The following is an 18139-nucleotide window of genomic DNA, read 5'->3' on the forward strand; positions in this document are numbered from 1 at the left end:
GCCCGGACGAAGGAGGAACGATGGAGAAGACACCGACCACTCTGAGGCCGCTCGGCGACACCGGGAGGACGGTGGCCGACCCGGCCGAGGACGTGCGCGGGATGACCGTCCTGGACAGCGCGGGCGAGGATCTCGGGACCGTCGACGAGCTGCTCGTGGACGACGGGACCACGCGCGTCCACTTCCTGCGCATCACCCACGGTGGACTCCTCGGCTTCGGGGCCTCGGCGTCGCTGGTGCCCGTCGAGGCGGTCACCGCGATCGACGAGGACGCCGTGCACGTCGACGTCGACCAGGAACGTGTGGCCGGCGCGCCCGTCTACGACCCGGACATGACCGACGAGATCGGTTACTACGAGTCGCTGTACGGCTTCTACGGGTGGATGCCGTTCTGGGCCGGCGGCTACGCCTACCCGGAACTACCCGTGCTGCGGAGCGGCCCGCGGGAGCACCCGCGCCTCTGAGGGCGACCGCAGGACGGTCCGGGTGCCGCTGCCCCGGGGCCGGGCCACGCGTACCGTCGCGGCATGAGCGTTTCAGGAGCAGCCGCCCGGGTCCGCGGCCGGGTCGACGACCTGCGGACCCGGCTGTGGCCGGTCCCCGTGATCGGCATCCTGGCCGCCGTCGTCCTCGGTGTCCTGCTGCCGCGCGTCGACCGTGCGTGGCAGACGTCGGCCGGCGGCAACGGCGCCGCGCTGCACCTGTTCGGCGGCGGCGCCGACGCGGCCCGCGCCGTCCTGTCGACGATCGCCGGGTCCCTCGTCACCGCCACCTCGCTGATCTTCTCGCTCACCGTCGTGACGCTCCAGCTCGCCAGCAGCCAGTACTCGCCCCGGCTGCTGCGGACGTTCACCCGCGACGGCGTCGTCCAGGTGACCCTCGGGCTGTTCCTGGCCACCTTCACCTACGCGCTGGCGGTGCTGCGCGTCGTGCGGTCCAGGGACACCGACTCGGTGGTGGACGAGGTGTTCATCCCGAGGTTGTCGGTGACGGTCGCGGTCGGGCTCACCCTGGCCAGCGTCGTCACGCTGGCGCTCTTCCTCGCCCACCTGGCGCGCGAGATCCGGGTGGAGACGGTGCTCGCGCGCGTCCACGAGGAGTCGCTGGGCGTCATCCGGCGGGTGTACCCGCACCCGGCGTCGCAGGAGCCGCACGAGGAACCGCGGCCGACGTCGCCCGGCCGCCCGGTCCTCGCCCCGCGCAGCGGCTTCCTGACCGCCGTCGGGCAGCAGGAGCTCCGCTCGGCGGCCCGCGAACAGCGAGGACTGGTCGCGCTGCAGACGCCGGTGGGCAGCTTCGTGGTGGCCGGGGCCACGGTGGGACGGGTGCACGCCGACGCCGACGCCGATGAGGAGGAGCTCGCGACCGCCGCAGCCCGCGCCCTCACGATCGAGGACGAACGGACGGCGGTGCAGGACCCGGCCTTCGGTCTGCGTCAGATCGTCGACGTCGCCGTCCGCGCGCTGTCGCCGGGTGTCAACGACCCGACGACGGCGGTGCACGCGCTCGGCTGGGCAGGGGCGCTCCTGGTCGATCTCGCAGGCCGGGAGTGCGGCCCGCTCGTCCTCCACGACGACGACGGCGACGTCCGCGCGGTCGTCGCGAGGCCGTCGTTCGCCGAGCTCATGACCCTCGGATTCGAGCAACCGCTGCGTTACGGCAGCACGGACCCGCAGGTCCTCGCCGCGCTGGCGTCCGGCCTCGACGAGGTGGGGCGTGCCTCGACGACGCCCGGGCAGAGGATCACCGTCCGGGCCTGGCTCGGACGCCTGCGCGGGACCGTCGACGAGGCGGCGCCGCAGGAACCCGCGCGGCAGTACCTGCACGAGCTCTGCGACCGCGCCGCCGACGGGATCGAATCCGCCGGACTCGACGCCTCCGGTGAGCCGAGAGGGTTCGGGCACCGCACTCACGTGTGACGACGGCGGCGATGCCTCACGGGCTGCCCGTCACAGGATCGTCATGTGCTTCCGCGGGCCCTGCGGGGTATGTGCCTGGCCGGGCCGCGAAGGACGCGGACGACGACAGGAGGGCGACGTGAGCGAGGCGGACAACACGTGGCGGGTCACGGTCGACGGCCGGGAGCGCGAGATCGAGGTGACCCACAGCACGATGACCGGCAAGGTCGTCGTCTCGGTCGACGGCGTGCCGACGAGGACGGGCCGGCTCATCCTGTTGCGGCAGGAACTGCCCGTGCCACTGGGCGAGCATCAGGGGCAGGTCAGCGTGGCCTTCGCCTACGCAGGGTTCGGGGCGCGCAGCGCGCTGCACGTCGACGGCCGGTACGTCGAGCCGCTGCGCCGTTGAGCCCGGGGCGGCGGCTCGTCGGCACAGGGCGGGCCGCCGCTCCCCGGCTCAGCCGGGCCGTGACGGGTCGTTCACGATGACGGCGAGCGACGGCTCGGCGGACCGGGTGTCCGCGAGGAGCGCGTCGATCGCGGCGACGACCTCGTCGGTCACGCCGTCGCCGATCCGCTCCCCCAGCAGGCCCGTCACGGCCGCCATCGCCGCGGGCGCCTCCTGCAGCAGGTGGCAGGAGGCCACCACCGCGAGGTCGCCGGGCTCCACGAGAGCGGTCGCGGCGCCGTGCCCGGTGTCCGGCACGAGGGCGCGGGTCCCGGACGCCCTCAGGTGGACGACCGGTGGTGCGCAACGGCACCACACGTTGAGCGTGCCGTCGGTCAGCAGCTCGACCGCCGTCCCACCGCCGACCTCGCTCCGGTACAGGACGCCGCCGGTGTACCGGAAGGCGTCGGCGGCCACCCGTGGGGCGCCCCACAGGTGCACGGTCCACGGGGCCGGCAGCCGACGGACCACGTGCCGGGCACGACCGTCCGGCGGCGCCGTCGCGACGGCGCTCACGCCGGGACCCCGGCCGGGACCGGCCCGGACGGCGTCATCCGTTCGATGGCGAACACCTCGGCCAGACCCGACGTGCGCAGCATGCGGAGCACGCCGGACGACGGCGCGCGCAGGGTGACCGTGCCGCCGCGAACGCGGCAGAAGCGTTTGGCGCGCAGCAGAACGGCGACCGCGGGCGACGACAACCGACCCAGGCCCGAGACGTCGACCGTCAGGGACCTGGCACCGCACAGGACGTGGTCGGCGAGGTGCCAGCGCAGGTCGGCCAGCCCGGACGGCAGGTCCTCGTCGCCGAGCCGCACCACGACCTCCTGGTCGTGCCGGGCCAGAACGACGACTCCCGCAGTCATGAGCAGCGCCCCTTTCGACCGGCCTGCGCCGGCCCCTCGCGTCGTCCCGACTGTGCCGCGCCGGCATGACGATCCCCCGGTCGAGGACTTTGCGGTTCCATGACGAAACGTGGCAAGCGGCCACGACGAGCCGCCGGAACGCCGGATCCGGGTGAGGATCAGGGCATGCCTTCCCGCGTCCTGGTCGTCGAGGACGACGATGCGATCCGGATCGGTCTGCGGCTGGCCCTCGAGGACGAGGGGTACGCCGTGGACGACGCTGCGTCGGCCGAGGACGGCCTGCTCGCCGTCCGGCGTGACCCGCCGGACGTCATGGTCGTCGACCTCATGCTCGGCGGCATGGACGGGTTCGACTTCATCCGGTCCGCACGGGTTTCGTGCGGCGCTCCCGTCATCGTCGTCAGCGCTCGTGCGGACACCCACGACATCGTCGCCGCGCTCGAGGTCGGCGCGGACGACTACGTCACCAAACCGTTCGAGATCAAGGAGCTCAGCGCCCGCCTGCGCGCACTGCGTCGCCGGTCGGCGTCGGCGCCGGCGGGCGATGAGCGTCGGCCGCCGCTCGTGCTCGACGGGGCAGAACCCGCGCTGGTGCTCGACGTCGACGCCGCGACGCTGCACCGGGGTGCGGAACCGGTCGGGCTCACGGTGACCGAGCTGCGGCTGCTCTGCGAGCTGGCCGCGGTGCCGGGCCGGGTGCTCAGCCGCCAGCAGCTGCTGGAACGGGTGTGGGACCGCGGGTTCTTCGGGGACGAGCGCATCGTGGACGTCCACGTGCGGCGGCTGCGGACGAAGGTCGAGATCGACCCGTCCGCCCCGCGGACCGTCGTCACCGTCCGCGGGCTCGGTTACCGGCTGGACCTGTCGTGAGGGGACGGACAACGGTGCCGGACGGCCCGCGGTGAGGTACCTCGCCGACGTGCAGGCCTTCTCCCGAGGACCGCGATCCCGGCGCCGGGCAGGGCTGCGGCGCCGGCTCGTCGTCGCGGTCACCACGGGCTCGGTGCTCCTCGCCACGTTCCTGGGCACCGGGACGTTCGTGCTGGCCCGCGGGTACCTGCTGGACCTCCGTGAACGGTCGGCGACCCGGGCGACGCTCGCGGACGCGGTGGTGGTCCGCGAAGGACTGCGGACGGCGGGCCGGCCCGTCAGCGAGGTCCTCGGATCGCTGTCCGCCGAGTCGTCGACGGTCGTCGCACTGCGCCGCGACGGCGCCTGGTACGGCTCCGCCCTCTCCGGCTCGGCACAGGATCTCCCGTCCGACGTCCTCGACGCCGTCCGCGACGGTCACGTCGTGCACGCGTGGACCTCGCTCGACGGTCGACCGGCCGTCGTCGTCGGCGTCCCGCTGCCCGCGGTCGGCGGCGAGCTGTTCGAGATCCGCGCCGCCGACGAGCTGTCCCAGACGCTGACGACCCTGCGGACCGTGCTCCTCGCGCTCACCCTGCTCACCGCCGCCGTCGCCCTGGCAGCGGGGCGCCGCCTCGCCGACGTCGTCATGGGCCCTCTCCACGAGGTCGGCTCAGCGGCCGGCCGGATCGCCGCCGGAGACCTCGGGACCCGGCTCGCCCCCACCGACGACCCCGACCTGAGCGCCATCGTCGGGTCGTTCAACGCCATGGTCGACACCCTCGACGAACGCCTGGCCCGGGACGCCCGGTTCGCGGCCGACGTGAGTCACGAGCTCCGGACACCGCTCACCGCCCTCGTGACCAGCGTCGAGGTGCTCCGGGGCCGGGCGTCCGCGATGCCGCCCGGCAACGAGCGGCTCCTCGACGTCCTCGCGACGGGTCTCGCGCGCCTGCGCCGGCTCCTCGAGGACCTCATCGAGCTCGCGCGCGCCGAGGCGGTCCCTGACGACACATCCTGGAAGGTGACCGACCTGCGCGAGCTCGTCCGGCACACGCTCACGGACAGCGGACGCGACCCGGACCTGCTCACGCCCGGACCTGCCGTCACCGTCCGCGCCGAGCCGAGAATGCTCCGCCGGGCGGTGGTCAACCTCGTGGAGAACGCCGACGCTCACGCCGGCGGCGTGACCCGCGTCGTCGTGCACACGTCCACGGACGACGCGCTCGTGCACGTCGACGACGCCGGGCCGGGTGTCCCCTGGCCGGACCGCGAGCTCATCTTCGAACGGTTCGCCCGCGCCGGACGGCGGACCCCGACGTCCGGGTCCGGGCTCGGTCTGAGCCTCGTCCGGCAGATCGCCCGGGCGCACGGCGGTGACGTCTGGTGCTCCGACACCGACGCCGGCGGCGCCCGGTTCACGATCCGCTTGCCGAGGACCACCGCCGGAGCCGACCGGTGACCCGCCCGCTGCGGGCGCTCGGAGCCCTGCTCATGGTGCTGCTCGTCGCCGGGGTCTGCGGCTGCGGCGCCCCACGCTCGGGTCGGCTGACGGTCGTCGATCCCACCGCGCTGCCCTACGGCCTGGCCACGACACCACCGACGTCGACCGGCACCGAGCCGCCGGCCACCCTCCGGTCCGGCAGGGGGCCGCAGGTGTTCTTCGTCGACGGGACGACGCAGCTGCGCCCCGTCGACGTCGACGTCACCGGACTGGCCGCCCCCGAGGCGCTGCAGCGTCTGCTCGGAGTGCTCGTGCAGGGACCCACAGCAGCACAGCGGGACTCCGGGCTCGCCACGGTCTTCCCGCCAGGGACGTCCCTGGAGCTCACCCGCCTCGACCGCGGGACCGCCACCGTCCGGGTGCAGCTCGCCGTCAGTCCGCCGGCGCCGGACGCGCTACCGCTCGCTGCCGGCCAGATAATCCTCACCGCGACGTCGGTCCCCGGCGTCGAACAGGTCGTTCTGCTCGACGACAGCGGGCCGGTCCCCGCTCCGCTGCCGGGCGGCCGTCTCGCGGACGGGCCGGTCGGCGCGAGCGCCTACCGCTCCCTGCTCACGACAGCGGCACCGGCGCCGGGTCGCCACGAAACCCGCACGACGTGTGCCGCCCGACAGGGGACGATGACCTGCTGACCCTCGCCCGGAGGAGGCCACGATGGACGGAGCCGCACACACGGACGGCGCACTGCTCCGCCGGGGTCCCGCGGCAGGGCCCGACCCGGTGCGCATCGTCACCTGGACCGGTGACCGGACGCCGCTGAGGCCGCTGTTCGAGCTGGCCGAGGACTCGCCGGAGCAGCTCGACTCCTACATCGATGCCGGCATGGTGCTCGTCGCCTACGTCGCAGGCGAGCTCGTCGGCCACCTCCAGCTCGTCGACCTCCCGCTCCGTGACCTCGCCCTCGCCGGCGAGGTCGAGGTGAAGAACATGGCCGTGGCGGCAACGCACCAAGGCCAAGGGATCGGCCGTCTGCTCGTCGCAGACGCCGTCCGGCGCGCGACGGCAGCAGGGCTGTACCGCATCCTCGTCGCCACCGCCGCCGCGGACATCGGCAACCTGCGCTTCTACCAGCGTCAGGGCTTCCGGATGCTCTCGGTGGAACGAGATGCCTTCACACCAGCCACCGGTTACCCGGGCCCGACGGACATCGACGGGATCCCGTTGCGCGACAGGGTCTGGCTGGACCGCGGCCTCCGATCGTGACCCGGTCTCGCCCGATGGCGTCGTCGCGCGATCGGCCGGCCGATGCAACAGACCTGCGGGCGCTCGCACGATCACATGGCTTACGCCTCGTACACCCCGGACCCTGTCGACGACCGGCGTGGCTGCGACCAGCTCCTGCTGAAGCCATCGCGACGTTCGCGCCCGCCCCCACGGCCCGGCCGCCGTTCGCGACGGTCTCGGCTGCCAGCGTGACCGACCCTGGGCAGCCTTCGACCGGTCCTCGCGCCATGCTGACTCCCGGGGCGCGACTGTCGTCACCTCGGCGATCTCGGCCACGTCAACACCGCCAGTGGGCACGGGCCGCGGAGGCACGGCCTCGAACTGGTCGAGCGCGTCCGGTGAACCTGACCACCCGGCTCGTCCGTCACGTCCTCGGCGCCACCACGCCCCCGGTCTCTTCGGCCCGTGGGTGCCGCATCTCGAACGCCCTCGAGCCGCACGCGATCATCTCCGCCGGGCACCACCCCTGTTCGGCTGCTTGCACCGGCTCCTTCGGTGAGACGACCGTCACCCTCGGCCGGGGTAAGACCGGGGTGGGCGGACGACGCGAACAAGGCATGAATGTCGAGCAGCTGTGGCGCTACCCGGTGAAATCGATGCGCGGAGAGTCGTTGTCACAGGCCAGGATCGAGGCCGACGGGATCGTCGGCGACCGGCTCGTGCACGTCGAGGACGACCGCGGGCTCGTCACCGCGCGCAGGCACCGTGCGCTCCTCGGTCTCGCCGCGACCACAGGCCCGGACGGGACCGTCCTGGTCGACGGTTTCCCGTGGCACACCTCGCAGGTGGCGGACCTGGTCCGGGCGGCGGGCGGTCCGGACGCGCGGCTCGTGGCGTTCGACGGGCCGGAGCGGTTCGACGTGCTCCCGTTGCTCGTCGCCACCGACGGTGCCGTGTCCGCCTTCGGGCGGGACGGTCGCCGGCTGCGGCCCAACATCGTGGTGGGCGGCGTCGAGGGTCTGGCCGAACGCACCTGGGAGGGCCGCGTGATGGCGATCGGACCGGTGCTCGTGCAGCTGCACTCGTTGCGCCAGCGATGCGTGATGACGACGTTCGACCCGGACACCCTCACCCGCGACGGCGAGGTGCTTCGCGACATCCACCGCCGGTTCGGCGGGACGCTCGCACTGGACACCGCGGTCCTCGTGCCCGGCACCGTCAGCGTCGGGGACCCGGTCCGGCTCCTGACCCCGGCCGAGGTCTCCGAGGTCGCCGGGGTTCTCGACGGACGCACGGCGGGGTGACGCCCGCCATCCGGCGTCCGTCAGACGGGGTCCGGGCCGGCGTCGCCGAACCGACCGGCGGACTCCAGCAGGCCCAGGTAGTCCTCGTGGCACGCCGGGCAGCGACGCAGGTGGACGGCCAGCCCCGGCAGCTCCTCGGCCGGGTCGCCGCCGGCGAGCTCGGACTCCACGTACAGGTGCAGGACCTCGAACCCGGCCGCGCACCCGGCGTCCACGACAGGCGCCGCGTCGTCGCCGTCCGACCGGTCCGGGTCGTCGCCGAGAAGACGCTCCAGCTGCGTCGGCCCGTTCATGCCCTCTCCTCCGACCGTGCCGGCGCGACGTACCCCGCTGCCGCCAGACTCGACCGCAGCCTGCGCCGGGCGTCGAACAGGACCTTGTACACCGCGTTGCGGTTCGAGCCCAGCTCCCGGGCGAACGCATCCATCGGCACCCCGTTCAGCACGATCGCGACGAACACCCGCCGCTGCAGGTCGGTCAGGTCGTCCCGGATCGCCGCCCCGAGCGCGTCCCACAGCTCGCCGTGCTCGACGACGTCATGCGGCACCGGCGACCTCTCGTCGGGCAGCCGTTCCCAGCCGTCCTGGTCGAGGTCGGCCGGACGGTTGCGCCAGAAGTGCCGCCCCAGCTTCGAGGACACCTCCAGGACCACGAACCGGTACGCCCACGTCGTGAACCGGCTCTCCCCCCGGAAGTCGCCCACCTTGGCCTTGACCGCCATCAAGGCGTCGTCCGCGGCCTGCTGCGCGACGTCGTCCAGCTCCGGGCCCGACAGACCGAGCGACCCTGATCGGCGCGACACCTCGTGCCGGGCCACCCGCAGCAGCAGCGCGTGCAACCGGGCCACGCACTCCTGGTACCGGGCCCCGGTGGCCTGCAGGCCGTCCACCCACTCCTGCGAGACGACATCGCGCGGTGCGGCGCCGCTCGCGGCGGCAACCGACTGCTCGGCGCGCGGTTGTGCCTGCACCCGGCGACACTACCCCGCCCCGGATCACACCTGCCGGACCTGCCCCTGCCCCGAACGGCGAGCCGGATGGACGATGGTCCGGTGACCAGCGGACCCGCGGACGCAGACATCCTCGCGCCGGACCTGCGCCTCCTGATCGTCGCCATCAACCCCGCGACCCGGTCCGCCGCCGTCGGCCATCCCTTCTCCTCACCCGGCAACCCGTTCTGGCGACTCCTGCACGCCTCCGGCCTGACGCCCCACGAGCTCGAGGCATCACAGGCCCACCAGCTGCTCGACCACGGCATCGGGCTCACCTCGACCGTGCGGCGGGCGACCCGGACCGCCGCCGAGCTGCCCCTCCACGAGCTGCGCGCCGGAGCCACCCGGGTGGAGAACCTGGTCGACACGCACCGCCCGGAGACGGTGGCACTGCTCGGCCTGACGCTGTACCCGTTGTTCTTCGCCTCCCGGCCGGCACCCGGCCCCGGACCCAAGTCGGCGACCATCGCGGGATCCCGGGTGTTCGTCCTGCCCAACCCCAGCGGCCGCAACCGCGCCTACCCCGGCTTCGACGCCAAACTGGTCTGGTACCAGGCACTGGCACGAACTCTCGGCCCGCCGGGTCCACCCCTACGCCGGTGGTCGCTTCCGACCGACGGCCCGATCCGAGGCAACTGAACCGTGTGCCCGGTGACCGGCCCCGCCACGAGGAGGACGACGCGGGACACGGGCGGACGGGGGACCGGTTCGGTGGCACCATGTTCGTCCGAGCGCGAACGGCATCCGTCGATGCGAGGTGGGCGATGAGGTCCGAGGGACGTCGAGCACCCGACGTCGACGTCCGCGTCCTGGATCCGAAGGTGCCCGCCGCCACGGTCGACGGCTACCGCGACACCCTGGCCCACGTCGTCCCGGACATCACCGACTTCTTCAACCCCGCGTGGACGAACCGGATCCGCCTCGTCATCGATCCTGGCTACACCGACGGCCCCGCGGCCGCCGGGGACGGCGTGATCACCGTCAGCGCGGGCTACGCCCGCACCCATCCCCGCGACCTCGACGTCGTCACCCACGAGGTCACCCACCTCGTGCAGGCGTACTCCCCTGGCACGTACGGCGATCGGTGGCACTGGGTCGAGGGCGTCGCCGACTACGCCCGGTACCGGTTCGGCCGGGACAACGCCGCATGCGGGTGGTCGATCGCCCGGTACGAGCGCGGCAGCGCCCTCACCGACGGGTACCGGGCCACCGCCCGGTTCCTGGCCTGGGCCGTCGAGGCCGGCGGCGACGGCATCGTCCAGGACCTCGACGCGGCTCTGCGCAAGGGCACGTACGGCGACGAGTTCTGGGCGGCGCGGACCGGCGACGACATCGCGGCGCTGTGGTCCAGGTACGTGCGCGCGTCGGTGACGGGGTGGAGACCCGTGTGACGACGCCCCGTCAGAGCAACCGTCCGCGGGCGTCGAGGACTCATCCGTCGCCATGTGCGGGACCGTCTAGGCTGCCCCGGTGGAACTCGCCCTCGTCACCGTCGTCGTGCACGACTACGACGAGGCGATCGACTTCTTCACGAAGGTCCTCGGCTTCGTGCTCACCGCGGACAGCCCGGCCACGACGACGTCCGGAGCCCCGAAACGCTGGGTCGTCGTCAGCCCGCCGGGCGGCGGTACCGGCCTGCTCCTGGCCCGGGCCGACGGCGCGCACCAGACGGAGGTGGTCGGCCGCCAGGTCGCCGACCGGGTCGGCTTCTTCCTGCGGGTGGACGACTTCGACGCGACGCTCGCCCGGCTCGTCGCGGCGGGGACGACGATCGTGAGACCGCCACGGAGCGAGCCCTACGGGCGGGTCGCCGTCTTCGTCGACATCGCGGGCAACCGCTGGGACCTGCTCGGGGACCACGCGCCGGGCGACTGAGCCCGGAGGCTCCGTCGTTCCTGCGCCGGGCGGGCGCCGGCCCGGTCGTCCGGTGACACGCTTCGGCAGGGTGCCCCCGCACTGCGCCGGAGCCGGGGCCATCGAGGCGAACTGCGGACGCCCGCCGGCGTCTGCCCGTTCCCTGGTCGGCGGACTTTCGGACCGCGGTCGACCAGCCTAGGGTGGACGGCTCCAGGAGTGGCCGCGTCCTTGCCCGGGCGCCTTCCGGTCGGAGCGGGGGAACGGATGGACACGCCGACGGACGGCAAGGATCTGCCCGCCCCGGCCGACTCCGCGGAGAGCCGTCTGCAGCGGCGTCTGCGCGACGCGGACGAGCGCGACCGCCTGGCGGACGAGCGGGACACCGCCGCCGACCGTCGTGACCGGGTCGCGGACCAGCGTGACCTGAAGGGGGACGAACGGGACAGGCGCAGCGAGCAGCGTGACGCCCACATCGACGAGGTCCTGCGGGCGGCGGACGCCAGGGACCTCGAGGCCGACCGGCGCGACACGGCAGCCAGGGCCCGCGACCTCGACGCGCAGGAGCGCGACCACGGGGCGACGACGGTGCCGGTGGCGGTCGCGGCGCTCGACCGGAGCCTGGCCGCCGTCGACCGGGACTGGGCCGGTCTCGACCGTGACGCCAGCGCCTCGGATCGGCTCGCGCTCGTCGAGGCACGCAACCGCGCCGCCGCCCAGCGCGACGCGGCCGGCGCCCAGCGCGCCGAGTCCGCGGTCGACCGCACCCAGGCCGAGTCCGACCGGGCGCAGGCCGCCAAGGACCGCGAGGACTCCGCGCACGACCGACAGGCCACCGGCGACACGAACTGACCAGGTTCGCCGTGCCGGCCGGGCCGGTGACGACGACACCACCCGGTTCGCGGGGGTGCGCTTGCCGTGCCGCCCTGCGTTCGGGAGGGTCTGGTCATGGACGACGACGCCGCTGACGTCAGCATCGACACGCTCTTCGAGCGCGAGTTCCGTGGGTATCACAAGCAGCAGGTGCAGGACTACGTCACCTGGCTGCAGGAGCAGACCCGCTCAGCCCAGCACCAGGTGAACGTGCTCGAGGCGCGACTCGCAGAGGCCGAGCAGGAGATCGCGCGGCTGCGGGCATCTCCTGCCGGGTGACCGCGACCGACCCCGTGCCGTTCCGCTGGTACGTACGGCGATCGGCGACATCGGGTCGACGCCGTCGCCGACCACCGACCTCGCGCCCGACGGATCGTCGGGCTCCCCGCAGCGCATCGGAAAACGGGTGTCGCCTTCCGACGGAGCGGGCGTACCTTTCGGGCGATGCGATCACTCCAGGAAGCGGTGGGTGTCGCAGCGGCGCGCTCGGGGTTCTCGGGAGTGGTCCGAGTGGACCGCGCGGGGGAACCGGAGCTCTGCACGGCGTACGGTCTCGCGGACCGCGGCCACGGCATCGCCAACGCGGTCGACACCGTGTTCGCGACGGCGAGCGGGACGAAGACCCTGACGGCACTGGCGGTCGTGAGCCTCGTCGAGCAGGGCGTGCTCGGGCTCGCCACGACCGCCCGCTCGTTGCTCGGTGAGGACCTGCCGCTGATCGGCGACGACGTGACGGTCGAGCACCTGCTGGCTCACCGATCCGGGATCGGCGACTACATCGACGAGGACGAGATCGGCGACGTGCGCGACTACGTGATGCCGGTGCCGGTGCACCGGCTCGCCACCACCGAGCAGTACCTCCCGCTCCTCGAGGGGCACGAACCCGTGTTTCCCGCCGGCACGCGCTTCGCCTACAACAACGCCGGCTACGTGCTCCTCGCGCTGCTGGCCGAACGGGCCGCCGGAACGCCGTTCCACGACCTCGTCCGCACCCTCGTGACCGAGCCGGCAGGCATGGTCGACACCGCGTTCCTCCGCTCCGACGAGCTGCCCGGTCGCGCCGCGCTCGGCTACCTGTCCTCGGAAGGGCTGCGGACGAACGTGCTGCACCTGCCCGTGCGCGGCAGCGGCGACGGCGGCATCTACTCGACCGCCGCCGATCTCAGCGCCTTCTGGGACGCCCTCTTCTCCGGCCGGATCGTCCCGCCGCGGCGGGTCGCCGAGATGATCCGGCCGCGCAGCGAGTGGCCGGAGGAGTCCAGGCGCTACGGCCTCGGGTTCCACCTCCATGAGCGCGACGACGACGTCTGGCTCGAGGGGTACGACGCAGGCGTGTCGTTCACGAGCCTGCACCGGCCTGCGGCGTCGACGACCTTCACCGTCATCTCGAACTGGTCGGACGGTGCCTGGCCGACCGTCCGGCTCCTCAGGGACCATCCGGACAGCTGATGGTGCCGGTGACCCAGGCAGCCGTCGTCGGCGCCCGCCCGGGCCGCACTAGGCCCAGGGACCGACTCCGCTGATCCGCTCGACCTGGTAGCGGACGACGAACCCCGGCGCGCGAGGGGCCGGGAACTCGGCCTGCGGGGACAGGTACACCTTGGTGAGGCGGTCGAGCAGGTCCCAGGCCTGGTCGCTGGCCTCGACGCTCGCTCTCGCGCGGATCACCGCGTAGGGATTGAGGAACGTGGTGCGGTCGTGCGGCGCGGTGAACGACAGGACGACCCGAGGGTCCCGCTCCATGTTGGCGATCTTGACCCGGCGACCCAGGTGGCCGCTGACGATGTCGTCGCCGTCCAGCCCGATCCAGATCACGGAGACCTGCGGGCTGCCGTCGGCGTTGAGGGTGGTCAGGTGGGTCAGCGGACCGGAGGCGATGAGGACCTGCAGGTCGGCGGGGACGGGGCTCGGGGTCATCGGACCAGGGTAGGCAGCGAGCGCACCGCCCACCGGGCATCCGGCGTCAGCGGGTCAGCTGGGTCCCGACGACCGACAGCAGCTGCATCTTCTCGTGGCTCTCCGACCCGGGGGCGGCGGTGTAGACGAGCAACGAGTGCGACTGGACGGGGTCGAGGAGCTGCTGGCACTCCAGCTCGAGCGCACCGACCTGGGGGTGCACGAAATGCTTGACCGCCTGCGGCCGCAGCCCGACCTCCTGCCGTTCCCAGAGCTCGCAGAACTCGCCGCTGCGCTCGAGCAGCAGGTCGGTCACGAACGCCGCACGCGAAGGCCGACCGCGGCGGGCCAGCACCTCGCGCAGGCCGCACACCCACAGCCGCGACAGGAACGCGTGATCCTCCTCGGCGTAGAGGTGCCGGCTGCGCGGGTCCGTGAACCAGCGGAAGCCGATGCTCCGGGCGGGGCCGGACAGGCCGGCCATGTCCCCGGTGAGCGCCACGCCGAGGGGTGACTGCCGCAGGGTCTCCCCGAGCTCGGTGACGACCTCGGCCGGGGTGTCGTGCAGCCGGTCCAGGACGCGCAGGAGGCCCGGGCCGACGTGGTCGCCGGAGGCGTCCCCGGCGGGCGGCCGGTGCCCGGCGAGCCGGAACAGATGGTCGCGTTCGGCCGTGGACAGGTGCAGACCCTGGGCGATCGCGGCGAGCATCTGCTCCGACGGCTGCGGGCCGGTGCCCCGCTCGAGGCGGGCGTAGTAGTCGGTCGACATGTGGCAGAGCACCGCCACCTCCTCGCGACGCAGCCCCTCGGTGCGGCGGCGTCCGGTGCGAACGAGGCCCACGTCCTCCGGCTGGAGGGCCGCCCGCCGGTGCCGCAGGAAGCCGCCCAGCCCGTCCCGGTCACTCGTCACACGCCCACTCTCCTGCCGTCGCGGCCCCGCGAACAGTGACCTGCCAGGTCCTGGTTACCGCCCGGCCCCCGGGCGACGATCGGACCACACGACGACCAGGAGAGACCCATGACCCGCCGCACCACCGAGCTCCGCCTGCCCGACCTCGCCGGACGACGTGCCGTCGTCACCGGCGGCAGCGACGGCATCGGCCTGCGCATCGCCACCCGCCTCGCCGTGGCCGGTGCCGACCTCGTCCTGCCCGTCCGCAACCCCCGCAAGGGCGAGGACGCCGCGGCCCGGATCCGTGCGGCGGCACCGGACGCCCGCGTGACGCTGCTGCCGCTGGACCTGTCGTCCCTCGACTCCGTCGCCGCGCTGGGCGCGACGCTGCGCGAGGACGGCCGCCCGGTCCACGTGCTCGTCAACAACGCCGGGGTCATGACACCGCCGCAGCGGGGAACCACCGTCGACGGCCACGAGCTGCAGTGGGGCACGAACCACCTCGGCCACGTCGCGCTCGTCGCGCACCTGCTCCCGTTGCTGCGCGCGGGATCCGCCCGGGTCACCTCCCAGGTCAGCGTCGCCGCGGCCCGCGGTGGCATCACCTGGGACGACCTGGACGCCGAGCGCTCGTACGACGGGATGCGCTCCTACCGGCAGTCCAAGATCGCTCTGGGCCTGTTCGGTCTCGAGCTCGACCGCCGCAGCCGGGCGGCGGGCTGGGGCGTCACGAGCAACCTGTCGCACCCGGGCGTCGCACCGACGAGCCTGCTGTCGGCCCGGCCCGAGGTCGGCCGCAACCGCGACACCGTCGGCGTGCGCGTCATCCGGGTGCTCTCCGCCCGCGGCGTCCTCGTCGGGACACCGGAGTCCGCCGCCGGGCCGGCCCTGCTCGCCGCCACGACCCCCGACGGCGGCGGCCGCTTCTACGGGCCGTCCGGACCCGGCCGCCTCGGTGGCCCACCGGCCGAGCAGTCGCCGTACCCGCCGCTGCGGGACGCCGAGGCGGCCCGCCGGCTCTGGGACGTCTCGCAGGAGCTGGCCGGCGTCTCGTTCCCCACGACCGGCGCACCCGGTCGACCCGGGCCCGGTGCCCGCCAGGCCTGAGGGTGCGAGGCGAGCGCCTTCTTCCCTCGGACGGCCGTCACGGCAACGGGTGCGGACCGGCTCGTCGACTCAGCGCCGCGCCGCCGGCCCCAGGCCGCCGGCGACGGCCCGCAGCGCAGTGACGACATCGCCCGCCGCGGGCTGGACCTGGATGCACACGTGGTCGGCGCCCGCGTCCAGGTGCGCCCGCACCGCGGCCGCCAGGTCGCCTGCGCTGCCGTGGGCCACGATCGCGTCGACCAGGGCGTCGCTGCCACCGTCGGCGACGTCGTCCGCGGTGAACCCGGCCCGCTGCATGGTGCTCGTGTAGTTGACCAGCCCGAGGTACATCTCGAGGAACGCTCGGGCGGTCCGCCGCGCCGACACCGGGTCGTCGTCGAGGACGACGGTCTGCTCCGGGGCGACGAGCACGCCGGGCCCGAGCAGCTCACGCTGCGCGCGGGTCTGCGCCGGGACCGTGAGGTACGGGTGGGTGCCGGCACTGCGCTCGGCCGCCATCGCGAGCATCTTCGGGCCCAGTGCGGACAGCAGCCGGTCCTCGACCGGCACACCGCGATCGTCGAGGACGTCGAGGTAGGCGGCCATCGCGTCCAGCGGGCGCACCCGCTCCGGGGTGGCCTCCCTGTGACCGGAGCCGATCCCGACGAGGAGCCGGCCCGGGTGCCTGGCCCGGATGCGGTGGTAGGAGTCGGCGAGCTCGACCGGGTCCGACCGCCAGATGTTCACGACGCCGGTGGCCACGACGAGCGACGTGGTGGCGTCGAGCAGCTCCTCGGCCGCCCGCAGGTCCGAGGTCGGCGTCGCCCCCTGCCAGACGGTGCCGTAGCCGAGCTCCTCGACGGTCCGCGCCAGCGCCGCGTCGGTCGCGGTCCAGCCACGCCAGACACCCACCGCGCCCAGCCGGTCGTTCCAGGTCATCGTCCGCCCCTCCGTCGGTGTGCGCGTCGTCGTCCGTCGCCGGACGCCGGCGGTCCGAGCGGCCGGCGCATCAGGGCCTGCCTGCTCGTCCGGCCGCGGGCCCCGCGGCGATCCCGACGAGCTCGCCGACCGCTGCGACTTCGTGGTCCGGGCGGCGGAACGTCTCGGGCCAGGTGCGCCCGTCGCGGTTGACCCACGCGGTCGACAGACCGGCAGCCGCGGCGCCGTGCAGGTCCCACGGGTGGACGGCGACCATGAGCAGGTCGGACGGCGCCACCCCCAGCTCGGCAACGGCGTACCGGTACGCACCGGCGGCCGGCTTCCAGACGCCGGCGTCCTCGACGGAGAGCACCCGCTCGAACCGGTCGCGCAGCCCCGCGTCGCGCAGCAACCGCTCGCCGACGGCCGCGCCCCCGTTGCTCAACGTCGCGAGCCGCACGCCGGCGTCCGCCAGGGCCCGGACGCCGTCGGCGACGTCGGGGTGCAGGCCCAGCCCTGCGAACCCGGACATCACGTGCTCGACGGCCGACTCGACGTCCGCCGCAGGCACGACCCCGTGGAGGACGGCGCGCAGCCCCTCCCGACCGAGGTCGGCGAACGTGCGCAGCTCGCCGACGGCGGCGAGCGCGAACCCGTCCCGCAGCAGCGCCGCGAACCAGGTCTGCAGCAGGTGCGGCCCCGCGCCGACCTCGGAGAACCGGTGCGCCAGGGGCGCCATGTCGGAGAGCGTCTCGTTGACGTCGAACAGGACCGCACGGGAGGGCATGCGGGGATCGTGCCCCCGGCGCCGACGCGGCACAAGGTGACCCGTCGTGCCACGCCGCGGTCCGTCTCAAGCAGGCGATGACCGATCCCGGGGCGGGCCGCCGGGGCGGACCGTCACGACCCGGTGGCCAGTGGGGGGCGGTCGAGCACCCGCGGACGGTACTCGACGAGCTGCGTGCGGCCGTCGAAGGTGCGGCTGTCGGTCATCTCCAGGGCGACGTCCGGGTACCCGTCGTAGATGCGTTCGGCTCCCGTGGCGCCGGTGATCACCGGGAACATGACGACCCGCAGCCGGTCGACCAGGCCGGCGCGCAGCAGCGAACGGCTCAGGCCCAGGCTGCCGAGAGTGCTCAGCAGCCCGTCCCCCTCCTGCTTCATCGCACGGACCGCCGCCACGGCGTCCCCGCGGACGAGCGTGCAGCCGGGCCATGTCAGGGGATCTTCGAGCGAGGCCGAGAAGACGACCTTCGGCGCCCTCGTGAGGCCGTCCACCGACTCGCCCTCCTCGCCGCCGAGCTCCGCCGTCCCGTCCGGGAGGGCGCCCGCGGCGAAGCCCGACATGAGCCTGTAGGTGTTCGCCCCCATCAGGTAGGTCACCTCGGGCTGCTGCTGCAGCCACGCCAGGTACTCGGGCCCCTGCAGGCCCCACCAGCCGGGCCAGCCGTCCCCGGATGCGTACCCGTCCAGCGAGGTGATGAAGTCGACCAGTAGCTCGCGCACAGAGACCTCCTCGGGTCGTCGCGCCGTGCTCTCCGTCAGGACGGACCCGCCGACACCCCCGAAGTCATCGTCCGGCGACGCCCTCCGCCG

At 73.8% G+C, this 18139-nt stretch carries 24 protein-coding genes; 15 read left to right on the top strand and 9 right to left on the bottom strand.

The genetic code is table 11. The features are described 5' to 3' along the window. Window positions 1-20 precede the first annotated feature (20 nt). The 3 genes from ECOMGDLI_RS23080 (at window position 21) to ECOMGDLI_RS23090 (ending at window position 2307) form a co-directional block, all read left to right on the top strand. Window positions 21-464 (top strand): PRC-barrel domain-containing protein, encoded by a 444-nt coding sequence (locus tag ECOMGDLI_RS23080; RefSeq protein WP_088319199.1) that lies wholly within the window; start codon window positions 21-23, stop codon window positions 462-464. Window positions 465-527: 63 nt separating this feature from the next. Next, complete coding sequence (locus tag ECOMGDLI_RS23085) at window positions 528-1919, top strand: DUF2254 domain-containing protein (RefSeq protein ID WP_088319200.1); 1392 nt, start codon at window positions 528-530, stop codon at window positions 1917-1919. A gap of 118 nt (window positions 1920-2037) precedes the next feature. Beyond that, complete coding sequence (locus ECOMGDLI_RS23090; RefSeq protein WP_088319201.1) at window positions 2038-2307, top strand: hypothetical protein; 270 nt, start codon at window positions 2038-2040, stop codon at window positions 2305-2307. Between the two features lie 48 nt (window positions 2308-2355). Here the strand turns inward: ECOMGDLI_RS23090 and ECOMGDLI_RS23095 are convergent, their stop codons facing one another. Beyond that, the gene (locus ECOMGDLI_RS23095; RefSeq protein ID WP_088319202.1) at window positions 2356-2862 is read right to left on the bottom strand and encodes a hypothetical protein; all 507 of its coding nucleotides are present in this window, start codon (window positions 2860-2862) and stop codon (window positions 2356-2358) included. Continuing rightward, complete coding sequence (locus ECOMGDLI_RS23100) at window positions 2859-3212, bottom strand: STAS domain-containing protein (RefSeq protein WP_088319203.1); 354 nt, start codon at window positions 3210-3212, stop codon at window positions 2859-2861. The genes ECOMGDLI_RS23095 and ECOMGDLI_RS23100 overlap by 4 nt, the downstream gene beginning before the upstream one ends. 165 nt (window positions 3213-3377) lie before the next feature. On the opposite strand from ECOMGDLI_RS23100, the gene ECOMGDLI_RS23105 reads away from it, so the two are divergent. The 5 genes from ECOMGDLI_RS23105 to ECOMGDLI_RS34825 all read left to right on the top strand — a co-directional run bounded on the left by ECOMGDLI_RS23105 (window position 3378) and on the right by ECOMGDLI_RS34825 (window position 8033). Next, a complete protein-coding gene (locus tag ECOMGDLI_RS23105) occupies window positions 3378-4082 on the top strand; it encodes a response regulator transcription factor (RefSeq protein ID WP_088319204.1) in 705 nt (234 codons plus the stop codon). A 31-nt stretch (window positions 4083-4113) separates the two neighbouring features. Further along, complete coding sequence (locus ECOMGDLI_RS23110; protein ID WP_088319205.1) at window positions 4114-5523, top strand: HAMP domain-containing sensor histidine kinase; 1410 nt, start codon at window positions 4114-4116, stop codon at window positions 5521-5523. Next, window positions 5520-6197 (top strand): GerMN domain-containing protein, encoded by a 678-nt coding sequence (locus tag ECOMGDLI_RS23115; protein ID WP_088319206.1) that lies wholly within the window; start codon window positions 5520-5522, stop codon window positions 6195-6197. The genes ECOMGDLI_RS23110 and ECOMGDLI_RS23115 overlap by 4 nt, the downstream gene beginning before the upstream one ends. Before the next feature lie 22 nt (window positions 6198-6219). Next, on the top strand, window positions 6220-6768 hold the full coding sequence (locus ECOMGDLI_RS23120; RefSeq protein WP_088319207.1) for a GNAT family N-acetyltransferase: 549 nt from the start codon (window positions 6220-6222) through the stop codon (window positions 6766-6768). Between the two features lie 578 nt (window positions 6769-7346). Further along, window positions 7347-8033 (top strand): MOSC domain-containing protein, encoded by a 687-nt coding sequence (locus ECOMGDLI_RS34825; RefSeq protein ID WP_158221112.1) that lies wholly within the window; start codon window positions 7347-7349, stop codon window positions 8031-8033. Window positions 8034-8053: 20 nt separating this feature from the next. Here the strand turns inward: ECOMGDLI_RS34825 and ECOMGDLI_RS23130 are convergent, their stop codons facing one another. Together ECOMGDLI_RS23130 and ECOMGDLI_RS23135 are read right to left on the bottom strand one after the other, a co-directional pair. Further along, window positions 8054-8326: a hypothetical protein gene (locus tag ECOMGDLI_RS23130; RefSeq protein ID WP_088319209.1), complete on the bottom strand. Its 273-nt coding sequence runs from the start codon at window positions 8324-8326 to the stop codon at window positions 8054-8056. After that, the gene (locus tag ECOMGDLI_RS23135) at window positions 8323-9003 is read right to left on the bottom strand and encodes an RNA polymerase sigma factor (RefSeq protein ID WP_198955113.1); all 681 of its coding nucleotides are present in this window, start codon (window positions 9001-9003) and stop codon (window positions 8323-8325) included. Before ECOMGDLI_RS23135 ends, ECOMGDLI_RS23130 begins: the two co-directional genes overlap by 4 nt. A gap of 81 nt (window positions 9004-9084) precedes the next feature. Between ECOMGDLI_RS23135 and ECOMGDLI_RS23140 the strand changes: the two genes are divergently transcribed. From ECOMGDLI_RS23140 to ECOMGDLI_RS23165, 6 genes are all read left to right on the top strand, one after another. Continuing rightward, on the top strand, window positions 9085-9663 hold the full coding sequence (locus ECOMGDLI_RS23140; RefSeq protein WP_158221113.1) for a mismatch-specific DNA-glycosylase: 579 nt from the start codon (window positions 9085-9087) through the stop codon (window positions 9661-9663). Window positions 9664-9788: 125 nt separating this feature from the next. Beyond that, window positions 9789-10415, top strand: coding sequence for a basic secretory protein-like protein (locus ECOMGDLI_RS23145; RefSeq protein ID WP_158221114.1), 627 nt, complete (start codon window positions 9789-9791; stop codon window positions 10413-10415). A gap of 79 nt (window positions 10416-10494) precedes the next feature. Beyond that, window positions 10495-10899, top strand: coding sequence for a VOC family protein (locus ECOMGDLI_RS23150; protein ID WP_088319213.1), 405 nt, complete (start codon window positions 10495-10497; stop codon window positions 10897-10899). A gap of 246 nt (window positions 10900-11145) precedes the next feature. Then, a complete protein-coding gene (locus tag ECOMGDLI_RS23155) occupies window positions 11146-11730 on the top strand; it encodes a hypothetical protein (RefSeq protein ID WP_088319214.1) in 585 nt (194 codons plus the stop codon). A gap of 96 nt (window positions 11731-11826) precedes the next feature. After that, window positions 11827-12030, top strand: coding sequence for a hypothetical protein (locus ECOMGDLI_RS23160; protein WP_143447873.1), 204 nt, complete (start codon window positions 11827-11829; stop codon window positions 12028-12030). Between the two features lie 165 nt (window positions 12031-12195). Next, window positions 12196-13200, top strand: coding sequence for a serine hydrolase domain-containing protein (locus ECOMGDLI_RS23165; RefSeq protein WP_088319216.1), 1005 nt, complete (start codon window positions 12196-12198; stop codon window positions 13198-13200). A 48-nt stretch (window positions 13201-13248) separates the two neighbouring features. On the opposite strand, the gene ECOMGDLI_RS23170 is transcribed toward ECOMGDLI_RS23165, so the two are convergent. Beyond that, the gene (locus tag ECOMGDLI_RS23170) at window positions 13249-13668 is read right to left on the bottom strand and encodes a PPOX class F420-dependent oxidoreductase (protein ID WP_088319217.1); all 420 of its coding nucleotides are present in this window, start codon (window positions 13666-13668) and stop codon (window positions 13249-13251) included. A gap of 46 nt (window positions 13669-13714) precedes the next feature. Next, window positions 13715-14557, bottom strand: coding sequence for a helix-turn-helix transcriptional regulator (locus ECOMGDLI_RS23175; RefSeq protein ID WP_088319218.1), 843 nt, complete (start codon window positions 14555-14557; stop codon window positions 13715-13717). A 108-nt stretch (window positions 14558-14665) separates the two neighbouring features. Here ECOMGDLI_RS23175 and ECOMGDLI_RS23180 point away from each other — a divergent pair, with 108 nt between their 5' ends. After that, window positions 14666-15646 carry an SDR family oxidoreductase gene (locus tag ECOMGDLI_RS23180; RefSeq protein WP_088319219.1) on the top strand — a complete coding sequence of 327 codons (981 nt, stop codon included), beginning with the start codon at window positions 14666-14668 and terminating at the stop codon, window positions 15644-15646. A gap of 69 nt (window positions 15647-15715) precedes the next feature. Here the strand turns inward: ECOMGDLI_RS23180 and ECOMGDLI_RS23185 are convergent, their stop codons facing one another. From ECOMGDLI_RS23185 to ECOMGDLI_RS23195, 3 genes are all read right to left on the bottom strand, one after another. Continuing rightward, window positions 15716-16564 (bottom strand): TIGR03620 family F420-dependent LLM class oxidoreductase, encoded by an 849-nt coding sequence (locus ECOMGDLI_RS23185; protein ID WP_088319220.1) that lies wholly within the window; start codon window positions 16562-16564, stop codon window positions 15716-15718. 70 nt (window positions 16565-16634) lie between these two features. Then, window positions 16635-17330, bottom strand: coding sequence for a haloacid dehalogenase type II (locus ECOMGDLI_RS23190; RefSeq protein ID WP_088319221.1), 696 nt, complete (start codon window positions 17328-17330; stop codon window positions 16635-16637). Between the two features lie 113 nt (window positions 17331-17443). Beyond that, the gene (locus ECOMGDLI_RS23195; RefSeq protein WP_088319295.1) at window positions 17444-18049 is read right to left on the bottom strand and encodes a dihydrofolate reductase family protein; all 606 of its coding nucleotides are present in this window, start codon (window positions 18047-18049) and stop codon (window positions 17444-17446) included. Window positions 18050-18139 lie beyond the last annotated feature (90 nt).

The organism is Kineosporia sp. R_H_3 (assembly GCF_002198675.1).
Taxonomy (GTDB): Bacteria; Actinomycetota; Actinomycetes; order Actinomycetales; family Kineosporiaceae; genus R-H-3.